The sequence below is a fragment of the Novosphingobium sp. BL-S-32 genome, from assembly GCF_056857055.1.
In genome coordinates, this window is sequence record NZ_CM166476.1 from 3,543,098 (window position 1) to 3,558,548 (window position 15,451).

Annotated in this window: 9 protein-coding genes; 3 read left to right on the forward strand and 6 right to left on the reverse strand. The window is 66.0% G+C overall.

The genetic code is table 11. The annotated features are described in order from the left end of the window. Positions 1-7: 7 nt before the first annotated feature. From AC1VVK_RS16650 to AC1VVK_RS16670, 5 genes are all read right to left on the reverse strand, one after another. The gene (locus AC1VVK_RS16650) at positions 8-2,080 is read right to left on the reverse strand and encodes a proprotein convertase P-domain-containing protein (protein ID WP_482903851.1); all 2,073 of its coding nucleotides are present in this window, start codon (positions 2,078-2,080) and stop codon (positions 8-10) included. Then, the gene (locus tag AC1VVK_RS16655) at positions 2,077-7,161 is read right to left on the reverse strand and encodes a hypothetical protein (protein ID WP_482903852.1); all 5,085 of its coding nucleotides are present in this window, start codon (positions 7,159-7,161) and stop codon (positions 2,077-2,079) included. The genes AC1VVK_RS16650 and AC1VVK_RS16655 overlap by 4 nt, the downstream gene beginning before the upstream one ends. Positions 7,162-7,179: 18 nt before the next feature. Next, complete coding sequence (locus AC1VVK_RS16660; RefSeq protein WP_482903853.1) at positions 7,180-8,229, reverse strand: hypothetical protein; 1,050 nt, start codon at positions 8,227-8,229, stop codon at positions 7,180-7,182. 74 nt (positions 8,230-8,303) lie between these two features. Further along, entirely contained in the window at positions 8,304-8,786 is a 483-nt protein-coding gene (locus AC1VVK_RS16665) for a hypothetical protein (protein WP_482903854.1), read from the reverse strand. A gap of 13 nt (positions 8,787-8,799) precedes the next feature. Further along, positions 8,800-9,774 carry a hypothetical protein gene (locus tag AC1VVK_RS16670; RefSeq protein ID WP_482903855.1) on the reverse strand — a complete coding sequence of 325 codons (975 nt, stop codon included), beginning with the start codon at positions 9,772-9,774 and terminating at the stop codon, positions 8,800-8,802. 175 nt (positions 9,775-9,949) lie between these two features. On the opposite strand from AC1VVK_RS16670, the gene AC1VVK_RS16675 reads away from it, so the two are divergent. After that, positions 9,950-10,558, forward strand: coding sequence for a response regulator (locus AC1VVK_RS16675; RefSeq protein WP_482903856.1), 609 nt, complete (start codon positions 9,950-9,952; stop codon positions 10,556-10,558). Positions 10,559-10,563: 5 nt separating this feature from the next. On the opposite strand, the gene AC1VVK_RS16680 is transcribed toward AC1VVK_RS16675, so the two are convergent. Continuing rightward, positions 10,564-10,905, reverse strand: a complete 342-nt coding sequence (locus AC1VVK_RS16680; protein WP_482903857.1) for an Hpt domain-containing protein — start codon at positions 10,903-10,905, stop codon at positions 10,564-10,566. Positions 10,906-11,084: 179 nt separating this feature from the next. Between AC1VVK_RS16680 and AC1VVK_RS16685 the strand changes: the two genes are divergently transcribed. Further along, entirely contained in the window at positions 11,085-14,321 is a 3,237-nt protein-coding gene (locus AC1VVK_RS16685; protein WP_482903858.1) for a CHASE domain-containing protein, read from the forward strand. Positions 14,322-14,441: 120 nt separating this feature from the next. Beyond that, the gene (locus tag AC1VVK_RS16690) at positions 14,442-15,431 is read left to right on the forward strand and encodes an aldo/keto reductase (RefSeq protein WP_482903859.1); all 990 of its coding nucleotides are present in this window, start codon (positions 14,442-14,444) and stop codon (positions 15,429-15,431) included. The last annotated feature ends 20 nt before the right edge of the window (positions 15,432-15,451 follow it).

A 15,451-nucleotide genomic window follows, 5' to 3' on the forward strand; every position in this document is an offset into this window, starting at 1 on the left:
TTTCGTTTCAGTTCACTGTTGCGTCGAACCGGATCGCAAAGCTCGTTCCCGCCGCCAATGTGGGCGCGCTGGCCTTGACGGTGCCTGAGGCATAGGACGCGCCGTAGGGATCGCTTTCGTCGCTGCCGGTATCGTTGTCGTCCTCCGCCGTGTTCGCGCTGGCACAGTCGCCGCCGGAATAGATGCTCCCCGCAACATATGTGAGCGTCGTCGGAATCGGATCCGAAGCCGCGACGCTGGTGGCCGCGCTGCTGCCGGTGTTGGCTACGAGGATGCAGTATCGCACGGTTGCGCCGGGGATCGCCTTGGGATTGTTGGCCCCGCTCACCGGATCGCTGACGACCGAACTGGTCTTGGAAACGGCCAGCGTCGTACTCGGGCGGCAGAAGGTGATATCGTGCAGGGCGATGGCCTGCTGGCCGGGATCGCTGGGCGCCATGGAGTGGTTGCCATAACGCACGATGATCGTGTCGATCGGCTGCGAGAAGGTGGCGGTGACGGTGCCGTCCGCGCTGGCGTCGTCGCTGAGGCCGTCGCCATAGGCGCTGTTGCCGATCACGTAGTTGGAGACGCCGTTGGTCAGCGTGGGGGTGACGGTGGCGCCGTTGTAGCGGCCTTCCACGGTCACTTTGTCGGCAAACTGGCCGGAATAATAGTCGACGTCGAAGATCTTGAACTGCGCGCCGGGGAGGGCCGTGGGCAGGGTGATTGTGGTCGTCGCCTCGGCACTGATGTTCGGCATGTTGACCATCTCGAACAGCGCATAGTCGTTGAGGCCGCCGTTGACGACGTTTTGCCGCACCGGCGACTGGCCGCCATAAGTCGAACTGCTCAGCCATGTCCCCTGATTGGCGAGCGCGAAGCTGATCGTGCCGAGTGTGTCGAACGAATAGGAATTGCTGGTGCTGCCCGCCGTCCACGCGCGGTTGCTCCAGTCGAACACCACCGTTCCCGCCGCGCAGGAAAGCGTGGGCGGCGTGCCGGCGACGCGGCTGCCGGTGACGGTGAGCGTGGCGCTGGCATAGTCGTCCTCGCTGGTGACGCCGTTGCCAGGGGTGGAGTCCGGATCGTTCTGATCGCTGGCGGTGATCTCCGCCGTGTTGGTGAGAATGGCGCCAGCGCTGGCGTTGACGGTGCCAGTTATGTCGATGGTGACGCTCGCGCCCGGCGCTACCGATCCCACCGTCCACACGCCGGTCGTGGCGTTAAAGGATCCGGTGCCGTTCGAGGAGACATAGGTGAAGCCATTCGGCAGCGTGTCAGTGACTTTCACGTTGGTCGCGGTGTCCGTGGACGTGGCGGCGTTGGCTACCGTCAGGCGGAACGTTGCAAGTCCGCCCGAAGTCGGGCTGCTGGTGAGCAGGGTATTGGCCAGCGAAAGGTCAGCGCCCTTGGCATTGAAGGCAAGGTTGGAGAGCACGATGTACTGTGCGCTCGGGTTGCTGTTTCCGGAGACGGCGTAGCTGTTGTAGACGATGCGAATGCGCTTCACGGACTGGGTACCGAAGTCGAAGGCGATGTTGCCGCGCGTCTGCGATGTGGAACTGGCGGCATTGCCATACCAGCCGTCCGAACTGGTGCTGACGGCGCTGCCGTCCGTCCAGTAGGAGGTGCCGAGGGCGTTCACGAAGGTGCCGTTGCCGGTGTCGTAATAGACCGTCACCGCGTCCTGATTGGAGGATTCCTTGTCGACGTCGGCTAGGCTGAAAGAGAGCCCGGTCACACTGCGGTTCAGCGTGATGTCCAGGGTGATCTTGTTGGCGGCATCGTAGCGAGTGGAATCGAAGTTCAGCAGCAAGTTGGGGCTGACGTTGCCGATGGCGCTCGTGTTGTAGACCACGTAGTTGTTGTAGCCCGACGCTACCGACATCGAACTGCCATTCGTCGTGCTTTGAGTTGTGCTCCATGCGGTGCTGACCGTGGTGCCGTCGCTGGCGGTGATCGTCGTCGATGCGCCGACCGATCCGCCGTTCGACAGGCCAAGGCTCGACCATGCCGCCGTGGCGCTTTGCGCCTGTGCGGTGCCGGCCAGCAGCAGCGCGGCCAATGCGGCGAAAAGGGCAAACAGGCGCGCCGTCATCGGCCCAGCCCCAGGAAGCCCAGGCTGTTCTTGTCGAACTTGGCGCGCAGGGTGGCGAACACGCCCTTGTTGGTGCTGCGTGCGGCCGAATAGTCGCGGTCGCGGAAGCCGGTGACGTTGTAGCCGATGGTCAAGAGCATGTCCTGCGTAGGCACTACGCTGATCTGCGGGCCGAGCGCGAAGCTGGTGGTGTGTTCGGAGAAGGCACGGCGCACCGTGGCGGTGCCGCCGACCGCGATGCGGTTGCCGATGCCGACGCCCAGATCGAGGCCCGCGACGGCGGTGAAGCCGGCCAGATCGAAATCCTCGTAACGGTCAAAGCTGTAGCGCCCCCCCACGAACAGGCCCAGCTCCATGCGGTGGACCATGCTTTTCCCTACCCCACCATTAACCAACTTTGCGTTAACCAAACCGAGCGGCGACCAGTTGGTGGACAGGCTGGCGAGCAGGCGACGCGCCGTCGCATTGTCGCTGGCGGAAAGCGCGCTGTTGCCGGCCGCGTCCGAATTGCCGTCGGTGCCGACGACCGAACGGTCGCTGCGGTATTCCAGCTTGGCGAGTGCGGCGAAGGGCGATTCCGCCGGGCGGTGGGCGAGCGAGATGGCGGCGTCGGTCACTTCGCTCACGGTGCCGTCTTCCGCCTTTGCATGCGTCCAGGTCACGCCGGAGCCGACCACGCTGCCTTCGCCCAATTGGCGGATTGCGCCGAAGGTCAGACCCTTGCGGTCGGTCACTTCGCCGTCCCGCCATTCGGCGCGGCCGGTTACGGACCAGCGGTCATGCCGCCATGCCGCGCCGAAGGTCAGGGCGGTGAAATCCTCGAACAGCAACGCGTCGGAGGTGCTGATTTGGCCGCCGCTGGTGACGGGCTGGAACTCGTTGATGATCTTCGAAGCCGATACGCCGCCCACCGTGCGGTTGCCGTCCACGGTGGCGTCCAGCGTCAGGCTCTTGGTCACCGGCAGGCTTTGGGCAAGGCCATAGGCGGCGAAGGCGCGGTTGCCGTATTCGCCGATGTCCTGAAAGCCCATGCCGCCCGAAACGCGCGCATTGGTCCATGCAGCGGTCTCGAACCCGCCCTTCAGCGTGCGCGCGTTGATCGCATCGCCCAGCGCGATCTCGTAACTGGCAGTGGCGCGAATATCCTGCGTGACCGCATAGCGCAGGCCAAGGCGGTGACGGGTGGGCAAGTCCACCGAATCCGTGCGGCCCAGCGGCAAGCTGGAATCGGCGGAGAGTTCCAGCCGGTTGCCCAGCAGGCGGCGGGTCGCGCCGAATTCGAGGACGGTGGAATTGGCGTCGCTACCGTCGGCCAGATGGTCGGCCACTTCGGTCACGCCCGCGCGCAAGTCGGTCTGGCCGTTGCGCCAGTTCACTTGCGCCTTCACGGCATCGCGGCGGGCGGCGTCGGTCAGGCTCTCGTCGTGCCAGGCGCTGGCGGTGAGGCTGAGGCCCTCGGCAAAAGTGTAGCGCCCGTCCACGCCGAACTTGCGGCGGCCGCGCTCGGCAATGGACTGCTGGTTGGTGCCGTAATCGGCATCGATCGAGCGGGCATAGGCCAGCATGTCCAGCTTGCCGGTGTGGTGCTCCACTTCGACCAGCCATGCCTCTGACGTCTGCTCGTTCGCGCGGCTGGCGCCCAGTTCTGCGCGCAGTTCGGACCGGGGGCCGAAGCGCAGGCGGGCATCGACCGCGCCGATCTCGGTATGGGTTTCGCCATCGCGGTCGGAGATGGCCGAGGCGCCGAGGCGCAAGGCGCCGTTCGCCAGCGTCACGTCGCCGCGCAGGCCCGCATTCCACTGGCCATGGTCCAGATTGTTGTCGACTTCGTAATCGATGACGATGAAGCGCGGGTTCAGGTCGGAATCGCGGCTGAGCACCGGCGACTTGAACGTGATCGTGCCCGAGATCAGATCGACATCGTAATCGAGGTACCGCGTCAGCGGCGTGCTCTCCACCACCAGTTCGGAGCGGAAGCGGTCGCGCACGACCAGCGTCACCGTTTCGCTATTGGCGACGATGGCCTTGGACGAAAGGCTGTAGGGCCCGGAAATGCCCGCGCCCTGAATCTCGTCATGGCGGTGGCTGGTCTCGATCTTCGCGGCGAAGCCCTGCACATGGACCGCGCCGAGGCGTCCCTCGGCCTTGGTGCCGGTGGCGGTGCGGACGTAGCGGGCAAGCTGGGTCTGGTCGAAGCCCGTGTCGATATCGCCGTAGATCGCGTAGAACGTGCGGCTTTCGATGCGCACGTAGAGCTTGTCGCGGCTGGCGGCGTCGAAGCGGCGGGTCGAGCCATCGGCAAAGACGGTGTAATAGGCCTTGGGATCGATGGTGCCCAGCAGCACCTGATCGTCACGCTGCTTGGCGCTGTCATAGGCGGCGGTGACAAGGAATCTGCCCAGCACGCGGCCCTTGGCATAGAAGGCGGTGCGGGCGTGCTTGCCAAGGTCGCTGTCGAACGTGCCGCTCTGCTGCATGGCGTCGGCGATGGACTGCGAACCGACTGAACCTTCGGCAAGACCCACCAGCGTCCATTTCTGGTCGCCCGGAACCACCCAGCTTTCGAGATCCTGCGTGCTGGAAACTTCGCCGTCTGCGAAAGTGAAGGTCAGGTGCAGCGGGCCGGAGACCATGGTGGGCGCCAGCTCGACCATGGCAACACCGTCGTCGCCCTCGACCGTCCAGGTGGGCGAAGTGCTGCCGGAATCGCTGAGCTGCCGCTGCTGCATCCGTTCGATGGCGGCGGCGCTTTCGTAAGGTGCGTTGATCGAGAGCGCGCCGGAGACGCCCGCGCGCACCGGGTTGCCCTTGCGGTCGGTCAGGCGCAGCGCGATCACCGGGCGCGAGCGGCCATCGGCGACAAGGTGCGAACGCTCGCGCAGGATCTGTGCATGGGCGGGCGCGGCGGCGAAATGCACGTTACGGGAGAGTTCTGCCGCCACCGAGCCATCGGTATTGCGCACGGTCGCGGCCAAGTGCGTCACTTCCCCGTCAAGCGGCACGCCGCGCCAGATGCTGACGGCATAGCGGCCATCGGCGGACTTCTTCACGCCATCGAAGCTGAGCGCGGGAACCGTCTTGCCGGCGGCGGTGAGGTCCACCTTCTGGCCGGGCTTGTGGCGGATCACCACGCGGATGGCAGGCGCGCGCGGGTTGTGATCGGGCGCGGGGAACAGGAAATCGATGGGGCCGTCACCCATGGCCAGCCAGTCGACGCCGCCGCCTGCAGCCTTGGCATCGTCGAGCACGGGTGCGCCGTCTGGAGTGGGCTCGGTGGGCGCAGCAGTCTTGGTATCGACGGGCGCGGGCAGGGCACTCGCGGGAATCACGGCATAGAAATCGGCGGTGACGAGGCTGCCGCCCTGACCGATGGCGAACAGCGAGTTCGCCTTGCCCGCATTGCGCACCGAGCTTCGGCAATCGACGAAATGACCACCTGCGGGCAGCGTATCGGGCGCTGCCTGCACGACATGGGTGCCGGGGACGAGGCCCTCGAAGTGGAAACGGCCATCGGCATCGGTAATGGCAAAGCTGCCGTCCTCCAGCATCACGCGCACGCCGGGAATGCCCTGCCGGCCCGAGGTTAAGGTGCAGTCCCCGGTGCTGACGCGGCCGATCACGGTCACGCGCGATGCGATGGTGTCTTTCTCGATCTTCACCACGGCGCTGGCCTTTTCGACATCGCCGCGCAGGTCCGTGGTCTCGGCAAGGTTGAGTGCCTGCCCGGCCGGGGCATCGCCGCGCACGCTCATGGCGTAGACGACCGTGCGGGTGCCGCCGGCAGGGATCGCGGCGAGGTTGATCGTCAGGCGGCTGCCGTCTGCGGCGACGGTCACTGCACGATGCTCCGGCTTGGCGCCGTCGACGCGGATTGAGGACTTGCGCAGCCGCAGCCATTCCGAGGGGGTATCGACCAGCACCACCCCGGACTTGGCGCGTCCGGCGTCCGAATTGCGCACGCTTACCGTGTAGAATACCACGTCGCCGGGATTGGCGCTGGCGCGCGAGACGGTCTTGGTCAGCGCGACGGCACTTTCCTTGCCGTCCACTGGGATGTCGACACGCACCGGCGCGGGCGAGGAGAGCGTCACCACGCCCCCGAAAGAGGCGTCCTCGATCACCATCGTATTGCCGTCCGGCCGGGTAAACTTCGCCAGCGCCGAGCGCGCAACGGTGGAGGGCGCGGAGTAGCCCTCGGGCGGCTCGATCTCCAGCCGGTAGCGGCCGAGCGGGGCCAGCGGGAAGCGGTACTCGCCCGCCGCGAAGGCATAAGTATTGCCCGCGCCATCCGTCACTGGCTCGCCCGACACCACGGTCGAGGGCCACGACGTGACGCCGTCATCGGCGTAGACCTGGGTGGGAAGGCCGGTGTCGGCATTGATGAGCGTGATCCGCGCACCGCTGACGGCGCTGCCGCTCTCGCTGTCGAACACCATGCCGTAGGGATCGGCCAGCACGGCGACCACGGTGCTGGCGATGGTCTTGTGCGTGGTGGCGGAGTTGTAGGCGATGGTGATCGTATCGTTGTTGGCGACGCTAAGGCGGCAGTCGTTGGCCTTGGGGGCGGGCGGGATTGCGGTGGTTGGGATGGATCCTGCGAAGACGCCGGTATTGGTGCCGGTTTCGTAGATCGTGATCTCTTCCGCGTCCCCCTGCGAGGTGGTGAGGGTGACGGTAATGGTATCGATGGCCGAGGCATCGAGATTGGCGCTGGCCGCTTCGATCCGGATCACCAGATCCTCGCCGATATGGAAGGTCTTGGCGCTGGCGATGGCGGTCAGCGTGGCGCTCGTTGTCGTGCGCGCCGTGGCGGAGAGTTCGGTGCCGCCGCAAGTGGATGCGGCCAGGGGCGTCGACAGCGAGGAGGACGAGACCGGGCGAAAGGTCTGGATCGTCGCAATGGTCTGCACGACATCAAAGCTGACTTCGTTGGAGCGGATCGTGCGGGCACCGCCGTCCTGCGACCATGCGGCATCGGCGATATTGGAAATGGTGCCGGCTTCGGCCGGCTGGACGCAGGCAAGCGACAACAGCGCCCCGAAGGACGCTGCTGCCTGCTTGAAGTTCGTCCAGTATCGCACCCGGCCCGCCAGCAGCCGTCAGTTGATCGTGGCGCGGAAGATGAGCGTGCGGGTCACGCCCGCCGCGATGTCGGAGAGCGTGCCGGTCACGGTATTGCTTGCGAAAGTGCCGCCCGAAGTGCCGTCCGCGTTGCAGGTGCTGCCGCTGACGGTGCCGTTGAGCAGGATCGAACTGGTGACGTAGGTCACGTTCGTGGGCAGCGGGTCGTTCACCGAGATGTTGGTGGCCGTGGCGCTGCCGGTCGCATTGGCGATGGAGATGCAATACTCGATCGTCGCGCCCGGAATGGCCTTGGGATTGGTGGTCCCGCTGACCGGATCGCTGACCACGCGGCTGGTCTTGAGGACCGTAAGCGCGGCGGCGCTGACCTTGTAATCGTCCTTGGCGGAGAACGCGCCGTCATTGGCTGCGTCGGTCGCGCCCGCGGCGTCTGCCAGCACGGTATCGACACCGGTGGTGTTGGTCGCGCTGGTGGTGAGCGCCGCACCCATCGATCCCGACGTGCCGCCCGCGCGCGCGGTGGCGGTGAGGACGACGGTGGCGATATCGCCGGTCACTTGCGTGGAGGGGATGTCCATCACCACGAAGATCGTCTTGGCGCCATCGGCCGCCAGTTCGTCCAGATAGGTGACTTGCGTATCGGCGGAGGTGAACACGCCGTCGCCATTGCTGTCGACGTAGATCTTGACGTTGGAACCGTCGAAGTTGTCGGTGCCGCCCCAGGCCGCGCTGCCGCCCGATTGCTGCGCGGCAGTCAGTGCGAAATCGAGCGTGTCGTTCGACAGGTTGGTGACCTTGAATGTCGAGACCGCCTGAAGCTGACCCGGCGAGACGACCGTGGCCGAACTGCCGACTTCGGTGACGGTGACGTTGACCTTGCGGTCGACCGTGAACGTGTCCGACGCGGACTTGGAGGTCTGGGAGACCCCGCCGACCTGATAGCCGACCGTCACGGTATTCTGGATAGTGGAGCCGGCCGTGGTCCCCGTGGCGAAGGCGGGGCTGGAGCCAAGCGCGACGAGCGCAAGCGAGCTCACCGCACCCAGCAGCGTGCTGGTGCGTGTCATGAACGAAGTTCCTTCAAGTAGGGTGAGCCGCGCCTACCCCCGCCCGCGGCCCGTGGCGGAAATCTCTTGCCGGGTCAGCGGACCACGGCGTGATACTCCAGGGCGCCCGCCGCGCGAGGCGCGAGGTGCGCCAGCGTCCAGCGGATATGCGTAACGTCCTCAAGCTGTGCTGCGCGGCGCGTGCCTGCCGCATCGGCGACGGTCAGCGCGGCCAGCTTGCCGAAGGTCTTTCCGCCGTCGACCGAGACGTCGTAGCCGCCCTCATCGGCGGCAAGGCGCACCGGCGCGGGCAGGGGATTGGTGACGACGAAATTGTCGACCGGCTTGTCGCCATCGTTGCTGTAGCGCGTGGTGAACAGCAGCCTGTCGCCCGGAACGACCGTGGTCGGTGGGGCCAGAACGGTCTTGGCCGCGCCGTTTTCGGTCACGACCTTCTCCACCTGCACATCGCCCTTGAGTGAGACGGGCTCGGCCGCCGAGGCGGCTCCGGCAAAGGCAATGCCGAGAGCGGCAGCTGCTGCTGAGGAAATCAGGCGGGCAGGGATATTGCGGTTCATCGCTGGGCGACCTTTACTGGATGGTGACGTTGAACGTGACGGTATGCGTGGAGCCCGCAGCGGCCGTGCCCACCAGCACGTCGATGCCGCTGGCAGAGGCCTTGCCCGCGTCCGCATCGGCCGCATCGCTGAGCGTTGTGGTGTCCAGCTTGAGCGTGCCGGCAGTGTAAGTCGTGCCGGTCGGGATTGCGTCGGTCAGGCGCAGGCCGCTGATGGAGCCGCTGCCGCCGATGGTTGCGACCAGCTTGTAGGTCACCGTCGCGCCGGGAACCGGCTGAGTGCCGCCGAAGGGATCGGCAATGGTCGCGGACTTCACGAGGCCGACCGTGGCGACGCTCGCGATTAGCGGTCCGTTGGCATTGGCACTGGCGCCGGAGGCACCGACCACGGCATCGCCCCCGCCCTGACCCTTGCCGGCATAAGTGGTGCCCGGCGTGCCGCTGCCGGTAACGGCGCTGGCCGCAAGGTTCACCTTGCTGGTCTGCGCGTCGGTCATGCCGCTTGGACCGGTAACGATCACGAAGAGCGTGAGCGACTTGTCCTGATCGACCGAAGGCGTCGCCGTGCCCGAAGGGAGCACGGTATCGACCCCCGCGTCATAAACGCCGTTGCCGTTGCTGTCATAGGCGATCGAGGTGACCGTGGCGGTGAACTGGTTGCCGGAAACGGTCGGGTTCGCGGTAAGGTTGAAGGCTTCCGGTCCGTTGCCGGTATTGGTCAGCTGATAAGTCAGGACCGCGCTGCCGGTGGAGATCGAAACCGGCGCGCTGTCCTTGGTAACCAGCGTTACGTCCAGCAGTTCGTCCACCTTCACTGTCACCGTGTTCGAATCCACTGTGCGGGTGGCGGTTCCGGTGGTGAAACTGGCCGAGGCGGTGTTCTGGATCAGCGTTCCCGCGGCCACATTGGCGGCATGCGCCTGCTGGGACGCGAGCAGGGTCGCCAGGACGGCGGTGCTGGTTGCAATACGGGTTTGCGCGTAAGTCATGCCATTCGAGGTGAACTCGTCTGGTTAGCGAAACCTTTCCATTCTCATGGGTTCATACCAAGGTATGCAATCGTTGCTGGATCGAACATACTTTTGGATGTAAGTGTGGATTTAGTGGCAGATTCTCGCGCTAGACGGGGCAGTTGCGCGATTGACGAACACTTGGGGGGGCTTCTTGATTCGACGTCTGATCATTGCCGACGACCACCCGATCTGCGTATCGGCGTTAACCTCGGCTGTTCACGCAGTTGACAATTCCATGCTGGTTTCGACAGCGGAAACGCTTGCCGGAATTCGGGATTTGCTTGCTGCCGAAAGCTTCGACGCTTTGCTGCTGGACCTTGCGCTCAAGGATTGCCAGGGGCTGGCCAACCTTGCCGCGGTTCAGGCGATCGCGCCACGGATGCCGGTGCTGGTGGTGAGCGGCAATGCCGCTGCCGACCTTCCCGCCAAGGCGGCGACGCTGGGCGCGCGGGGGTTCCTCAACAAGACTGCGCCGCTTGCGGAGATGAAATCGGCGATCGCCGTGATCCTTGAAGGCGGAACCTGGTTCCCTCCGCGTGAGGAGCAGGGCGAAGGTCTGGCGAGCAAGCTGTCTCCGGCGCAGCTTCGCGTCATGTCGGAGCTGGCGCAGGGCAAGTCCAACAAGCTGATCGCCTACAGCCTTGGCCTCACCGAACCGACCATCAAGTCCCACCTCTCGGCGATCTACAGGGCGCTGGGCGTACACAACCGTTCGCAGGCGCTGCTGGCCTTGCGACAGGGGGCGGACGAAGCGGCCTGAGCGGTCTAGTCTGGATAGCGCCGGGCGATCCAGTCGCCGGTTTCGCGCGCAGTTGCCAGAAGCAGCGCGAGTGCATCGGCGTCGAGGTTCTGCGTCTCCAGCACTTCGGCCGCGCGTGCCAGACGGGTGGCGCAAAGGTTACAAGCCGCGCCCTTGATCGCATGGGCCAGCCGCCGCGCCCGCTCGGGCTCGCGCCCGGAGACGGCCGAGGCAATCTCCCATGCCTCGTCCATCACCGTTGCCGCGAAGGTCTGGAGGATCGGCACCAGCCGTTCCTCACCCAGCGCCTCCATCGCGCGCGCCAGTTCCTCTTCATCGATGAGCGGAGCCTCGGCGGTCTGCAACATGATCCAACTCCGCTGCGTGCTGTCCGGCGGCTTGTCTTGCTGGCCGGATCGGTCTTGTTGGCGACAACATGGCGCGCGGCGCCCTGCTGTCGACGGGTTTCGGCAGGATACCCGGGGAAAACCGCAGTGCAAGCGCATGGTTCGGGACGATATCGCGCTAAGAATCGGGGATGACGGGCATGGCTCGGTTTTTTGCGCGCGACAGGGCTCATGGCGATTCCGTGGGCGCAAGTGTGGTGCTCGCCCGGATGGCGGTTCTTGCCGCAGCCTATGCGCTGGCTGGCGCGGCGGGCCTCGATCTCGCGGTTCCGCCCGGTTATGCGACGCTGGTCTGGCCTGCTTCGGGTGTGGCGCTGGCAGGGTTGCTGGTCTGGGGGCGGCGCTGCTGGCCGGGAGTCTGGCTTGGCTCGCTGACAGTCAATCTGTGGCATACTCTGGACGGGGCCCCGGGCCATCTTCCGTTCGGGCTTGCGCTTGGCATGGGGGCGATACTGGGCCTGGGCGCCAGCGTGCAGGCTACGGTGGGCGCGGCAAGCGTGCGGCGGCATTTTTCCGCCGGGGTCGAACTGACCGATGTGCGGCGCACGGCCACTTTCCTTACACTCGTGGTGTTCGGGCCCTGCATGATCGCGGCGAGTGCGGGTGTTTCGGCATTGGCGCTGGCTGGCCGCGTCGATCCGGGACTGGCGCTTCGCAACTGGGGCACATGGTACCTTGGCGACGTGCTCGGCGTTGTCGTTGTGCTGCCGACGCTGCTGTTCTCGCCGGGTTCGCCGGTGCCGCTGCGCTGGCGGGGGCGGCCGATGCGGGGGGTGACCGCCACGGTGGCGATATGCCTGGCGCTTTCCATCGGCGTGACGTTCGCCTTGTGGAAGCACAGCGCCGAGCAGCAATTCTCGCGCGCGCACGCCAGTTTCTTCGCGCTGACCACAGAGACCGAACGCGCGCTGGACCGCCGCTTCGAAATCTATTCGCAGGCGCTTGACGGTGCCGCCGGGGTGCTTGCGGTCAACCCGGCGATGAGCGAGCAGGGCTGGTCCGACTATGTCGCCGCCACCGGGATCAAGCGCCATCTGCCCGGAATGCGCGGTATCGGCACGGTCGAGGCGGCCGCGTCGGGCGATATCGCGCGCCTTGTCGCCAATTCCGCACGGGGCGGCATGTCCCCGCCGAACATTCGCCTCGGTCCGGGCCGCTCCGAGCATTTCATCGTCACGCTGGTCGCCCCGATGGAACACAACCGCATGATCTACGGGCTTGATCTCGGTTTCGAACAGCACCGGCGCGAGGGGTTGGAACAGGCGCGGCGAAGCGGCCGCCTGACGATGACCGCACCGATCGCGCTGCTGCCGCACCGTCCGCCGCAGCCGGGCTTTCTGCTGATCCTGCCGCTCGGCAATGCGGCGCATGGTCATGACGGCGAGAAGAACGGCTTCCGTTGGGTCTATGCGCCGATCGGGCTCGATGACATCGTCGCGGGGCTCACCTCGCGGCAGGGGCAGGACTTCGCGCTGGAAGTGTTCGATGGCGATCATGCCGATCCCGCGCATCGCCTCTATGCGGTTGGCACCGAACAGATAAGCGGCACGCCGCTGTTCGTCAGGACCGAGAATGTCGATGTGTTCGGGCGCCGCTGGACACTGCAATGGTCCAGCCTGCCGCCGTTCGAGGATCGCACGCTGTCGAACGAGCCGCTCAGCGTGCTGCTGGGCGGCGGGTTGGTCACGGTATTGCTGGGCATGCTGCTCGGCCATTTCGTGCGGCGCGAGGGGACGATCTCGCGCGAGGTGGAGCGCGCCACCGGCGAAGTTGCCCGCGTGGCCGAACAGCGGCGGCTGGCGGTTGAGGAACTGAACGAGAGCAACCGCCTGCTGATGCTGGCCGAAGCGACGGTCCATGCCGGCCACTGGCGGCTCGATTTCATCTCGGGCACGCTCATGTGGTCGGACGAACTGTACCATATTCACGGGGTGGAGAAGGGCAGCGTCGTGCCCACGCCAGCGGAAGTGCTGACATTCTACTATCCCGATGACCAGCCCATCGTTTCCGCCGCGATTGTCGCCGCGCGCGAGCATGGCACCCCGTGCCGTTTCGCCGCGCGGCTCTACCGCGCCGACGGGGCGCTGCGTCATGTCGAGGTGGTGGCCAACGTCGAGCTTGACGAGCGGGGCCGTCCGGCGGGGCTGTTCGGCGTGCTGGCGGACCGCACAGAAGAGGCCGAACTGCGCAACGAACTGCTGCGCACCCGAGACGAGGCCTGTGCCGCCGCCGATGCGAAAAGCGCGTTCCTTGCCAACATGAGCCACGACATCCGCACGCCGATGAACGCCGTGCTGGGTTTCGCCGAACTGCTTCACCGCGCCGAACTGCCGCCCGAACAGCACCATCAGGTCGAGGTCATCCTCGATTCCGGGCGCAACATGATGAGCCTTCTCAACGACATCCTCGATCTTTCGAAGATCGATGCGGGGCGGCTCGAACTGGTCGAGCGCAATTTCGATGTGCGTTATCTGCTGGCCGGGTCGATTGCACTGTTCCGGCAGGCCGCCGCGGACAAGCAGATTACGCTCGATCTCGCGCTCGATCCGGCAGTGCCGCAGTGGATCCGGGGGGACAAGCTGCGCCTGCGCCAGATCCTCGACAACCTGATGAGCAATGCGATCAAGTTCACCGAGAGCGGCAAAGTCACGCTGGCTGCGCGGGTCGAGCGTGAGAGCGGTGCGCGGCGGCTGGTTGTGGCCGTCAGCGACACCGGCATCGGCATCGCCTCGGACCGCCAGCAGCGCATCTTCGACGGGTTCACGCAGGCCGATCCCACCATCCACGAACGCTTCGGCGGTACCGGCCTTGGCCTCGCGATCTGCGCGCGGCTGGCGGCGCTGATGGGGGGCACTGTCACGGTCGAAAGCCTGCCGGGCGAGGGTTCGACATTCGGCCTGCGCCTGCCGCTGCAACTGGCGCTCGACGCGAACGAGGGCGGGCCGGGTGAGGGCGGGGATGAGCCGCTGGAACTGGCCGGCCGGGTGCTGGTGGCCGAGGACAATCAGGTCAACCGCATGGTCGCCGGGGCCATGCTCGACCGGCTCGGTGTGCCATACGAGTTCGCGGAAGACGGCGAGGAAGCCGTCAACCGGGTGATGGCGGCGCGCGCTGCGAACGAGCCTTATGCGCTGGTCTTCATGGATATCCAGATGCCGCGCATGGGCGGGCACGATGCCACGCGGACATTGCGCGAGGCGGGTGTGAGTGCAAGCGAACTGCCCATCGTCGGGCTGTCCGCCAATGCCTTCCCAGAGGATACCGTGGCCGCGCTCGACGCCGGGATGCAGGCGCATCTCACCAAGCCGCTGCGGCTTGAGGCGCTGGCCGCCATGCTGCGTGAGTTCGCGGGCGAGGTGCTGCGCCGCACGCATTGATGAACCCCGGTCATGGCTGCGTGCCGACTGATCGCGCTAATCGTTCGCGAAGTTTTGCCCTAGTTTGCCGCTCGCTCCTCAAGTCCCCCCAAAGAGGAGCACGATGTGAAAGGAATTCGCATGAAGACGCGCAAACTCGGCAGCACCGGACCGGAAGTCTCCGCCATCGGTTTCGGCTGCATGGGCCTCGATTTCGGTTATGGGACCAAGGTGGCGAAGGCGGACGGCGTGGCGCTGATCCGCGCGGCTGTCGATCACGGTGTCACGTTCTTCGACACCGCCGAAGTCTACGGCCCCTACACCAATGAGGAAATGGTCGGCGAGGCGCTACGCCCGGTGCGCGACCGGGTGGTGATCGCGACCAAGTTCGGCTTCAACATCGTCGATGGCGAGATGCAGGGCATGAACAGCCGTCCGGAGCAGATCAGGACGGTTGCCGATGCCTCGCTGAAGCGGCTCGGGATCGACGTGATCGACGTGTTCTACCAGCACCGCGTCGATCCGAATGTGCCGATCGAGGATGTGGCGGGCACGGTGAAGGACCTGATCGCGGCGGGCAAGGTGCGCCACTTCGGCATGTCCGAACCGGCCGCCGCCACGGTGCGCCGCGCCCATGCGGTGCAGCCGGTGGCGATGCTCCAGAACGAATATTCGATGTGGACGCGCGGGCCGGAGACCAACGGCATCATCGACACGTGCGAGGAACTCGGCATCGGCCTCGTGCCCTATTCGCCGCTGGGCAAGGGCTTCCTGACCGGGGCGATGAATGCCTCCACCGAACTGGCCGCCGGTGATTTCCGCGCCCGCCTGCCGCGCTTCACGGCCGAGGCGATGGAGAAGAACCAGGCGCTGGTCGACCTGCTACGCCGCGTGGCCGATGCCAAGGGTGCGACCCCGGCGCAGATCGCGCTGGCGTGGTTGCTCTCGCGCAAGCCCTGGATCGTGCCGATCCCCGGGACGACCAAGTTGCACCGGCTGGAGGAGAACATCGCCGCTGCCGATGTCGAGCTCTCGGCCGCCGAACTGGCCGAGCTTCAGGCAGCCGCCGATGCCATCGCCATCGAGGGCGATCGCTATCCGCCCGAACTGATGGCGACGATCGGGGGCTGATGAACGGGTCCGGCGCTGCC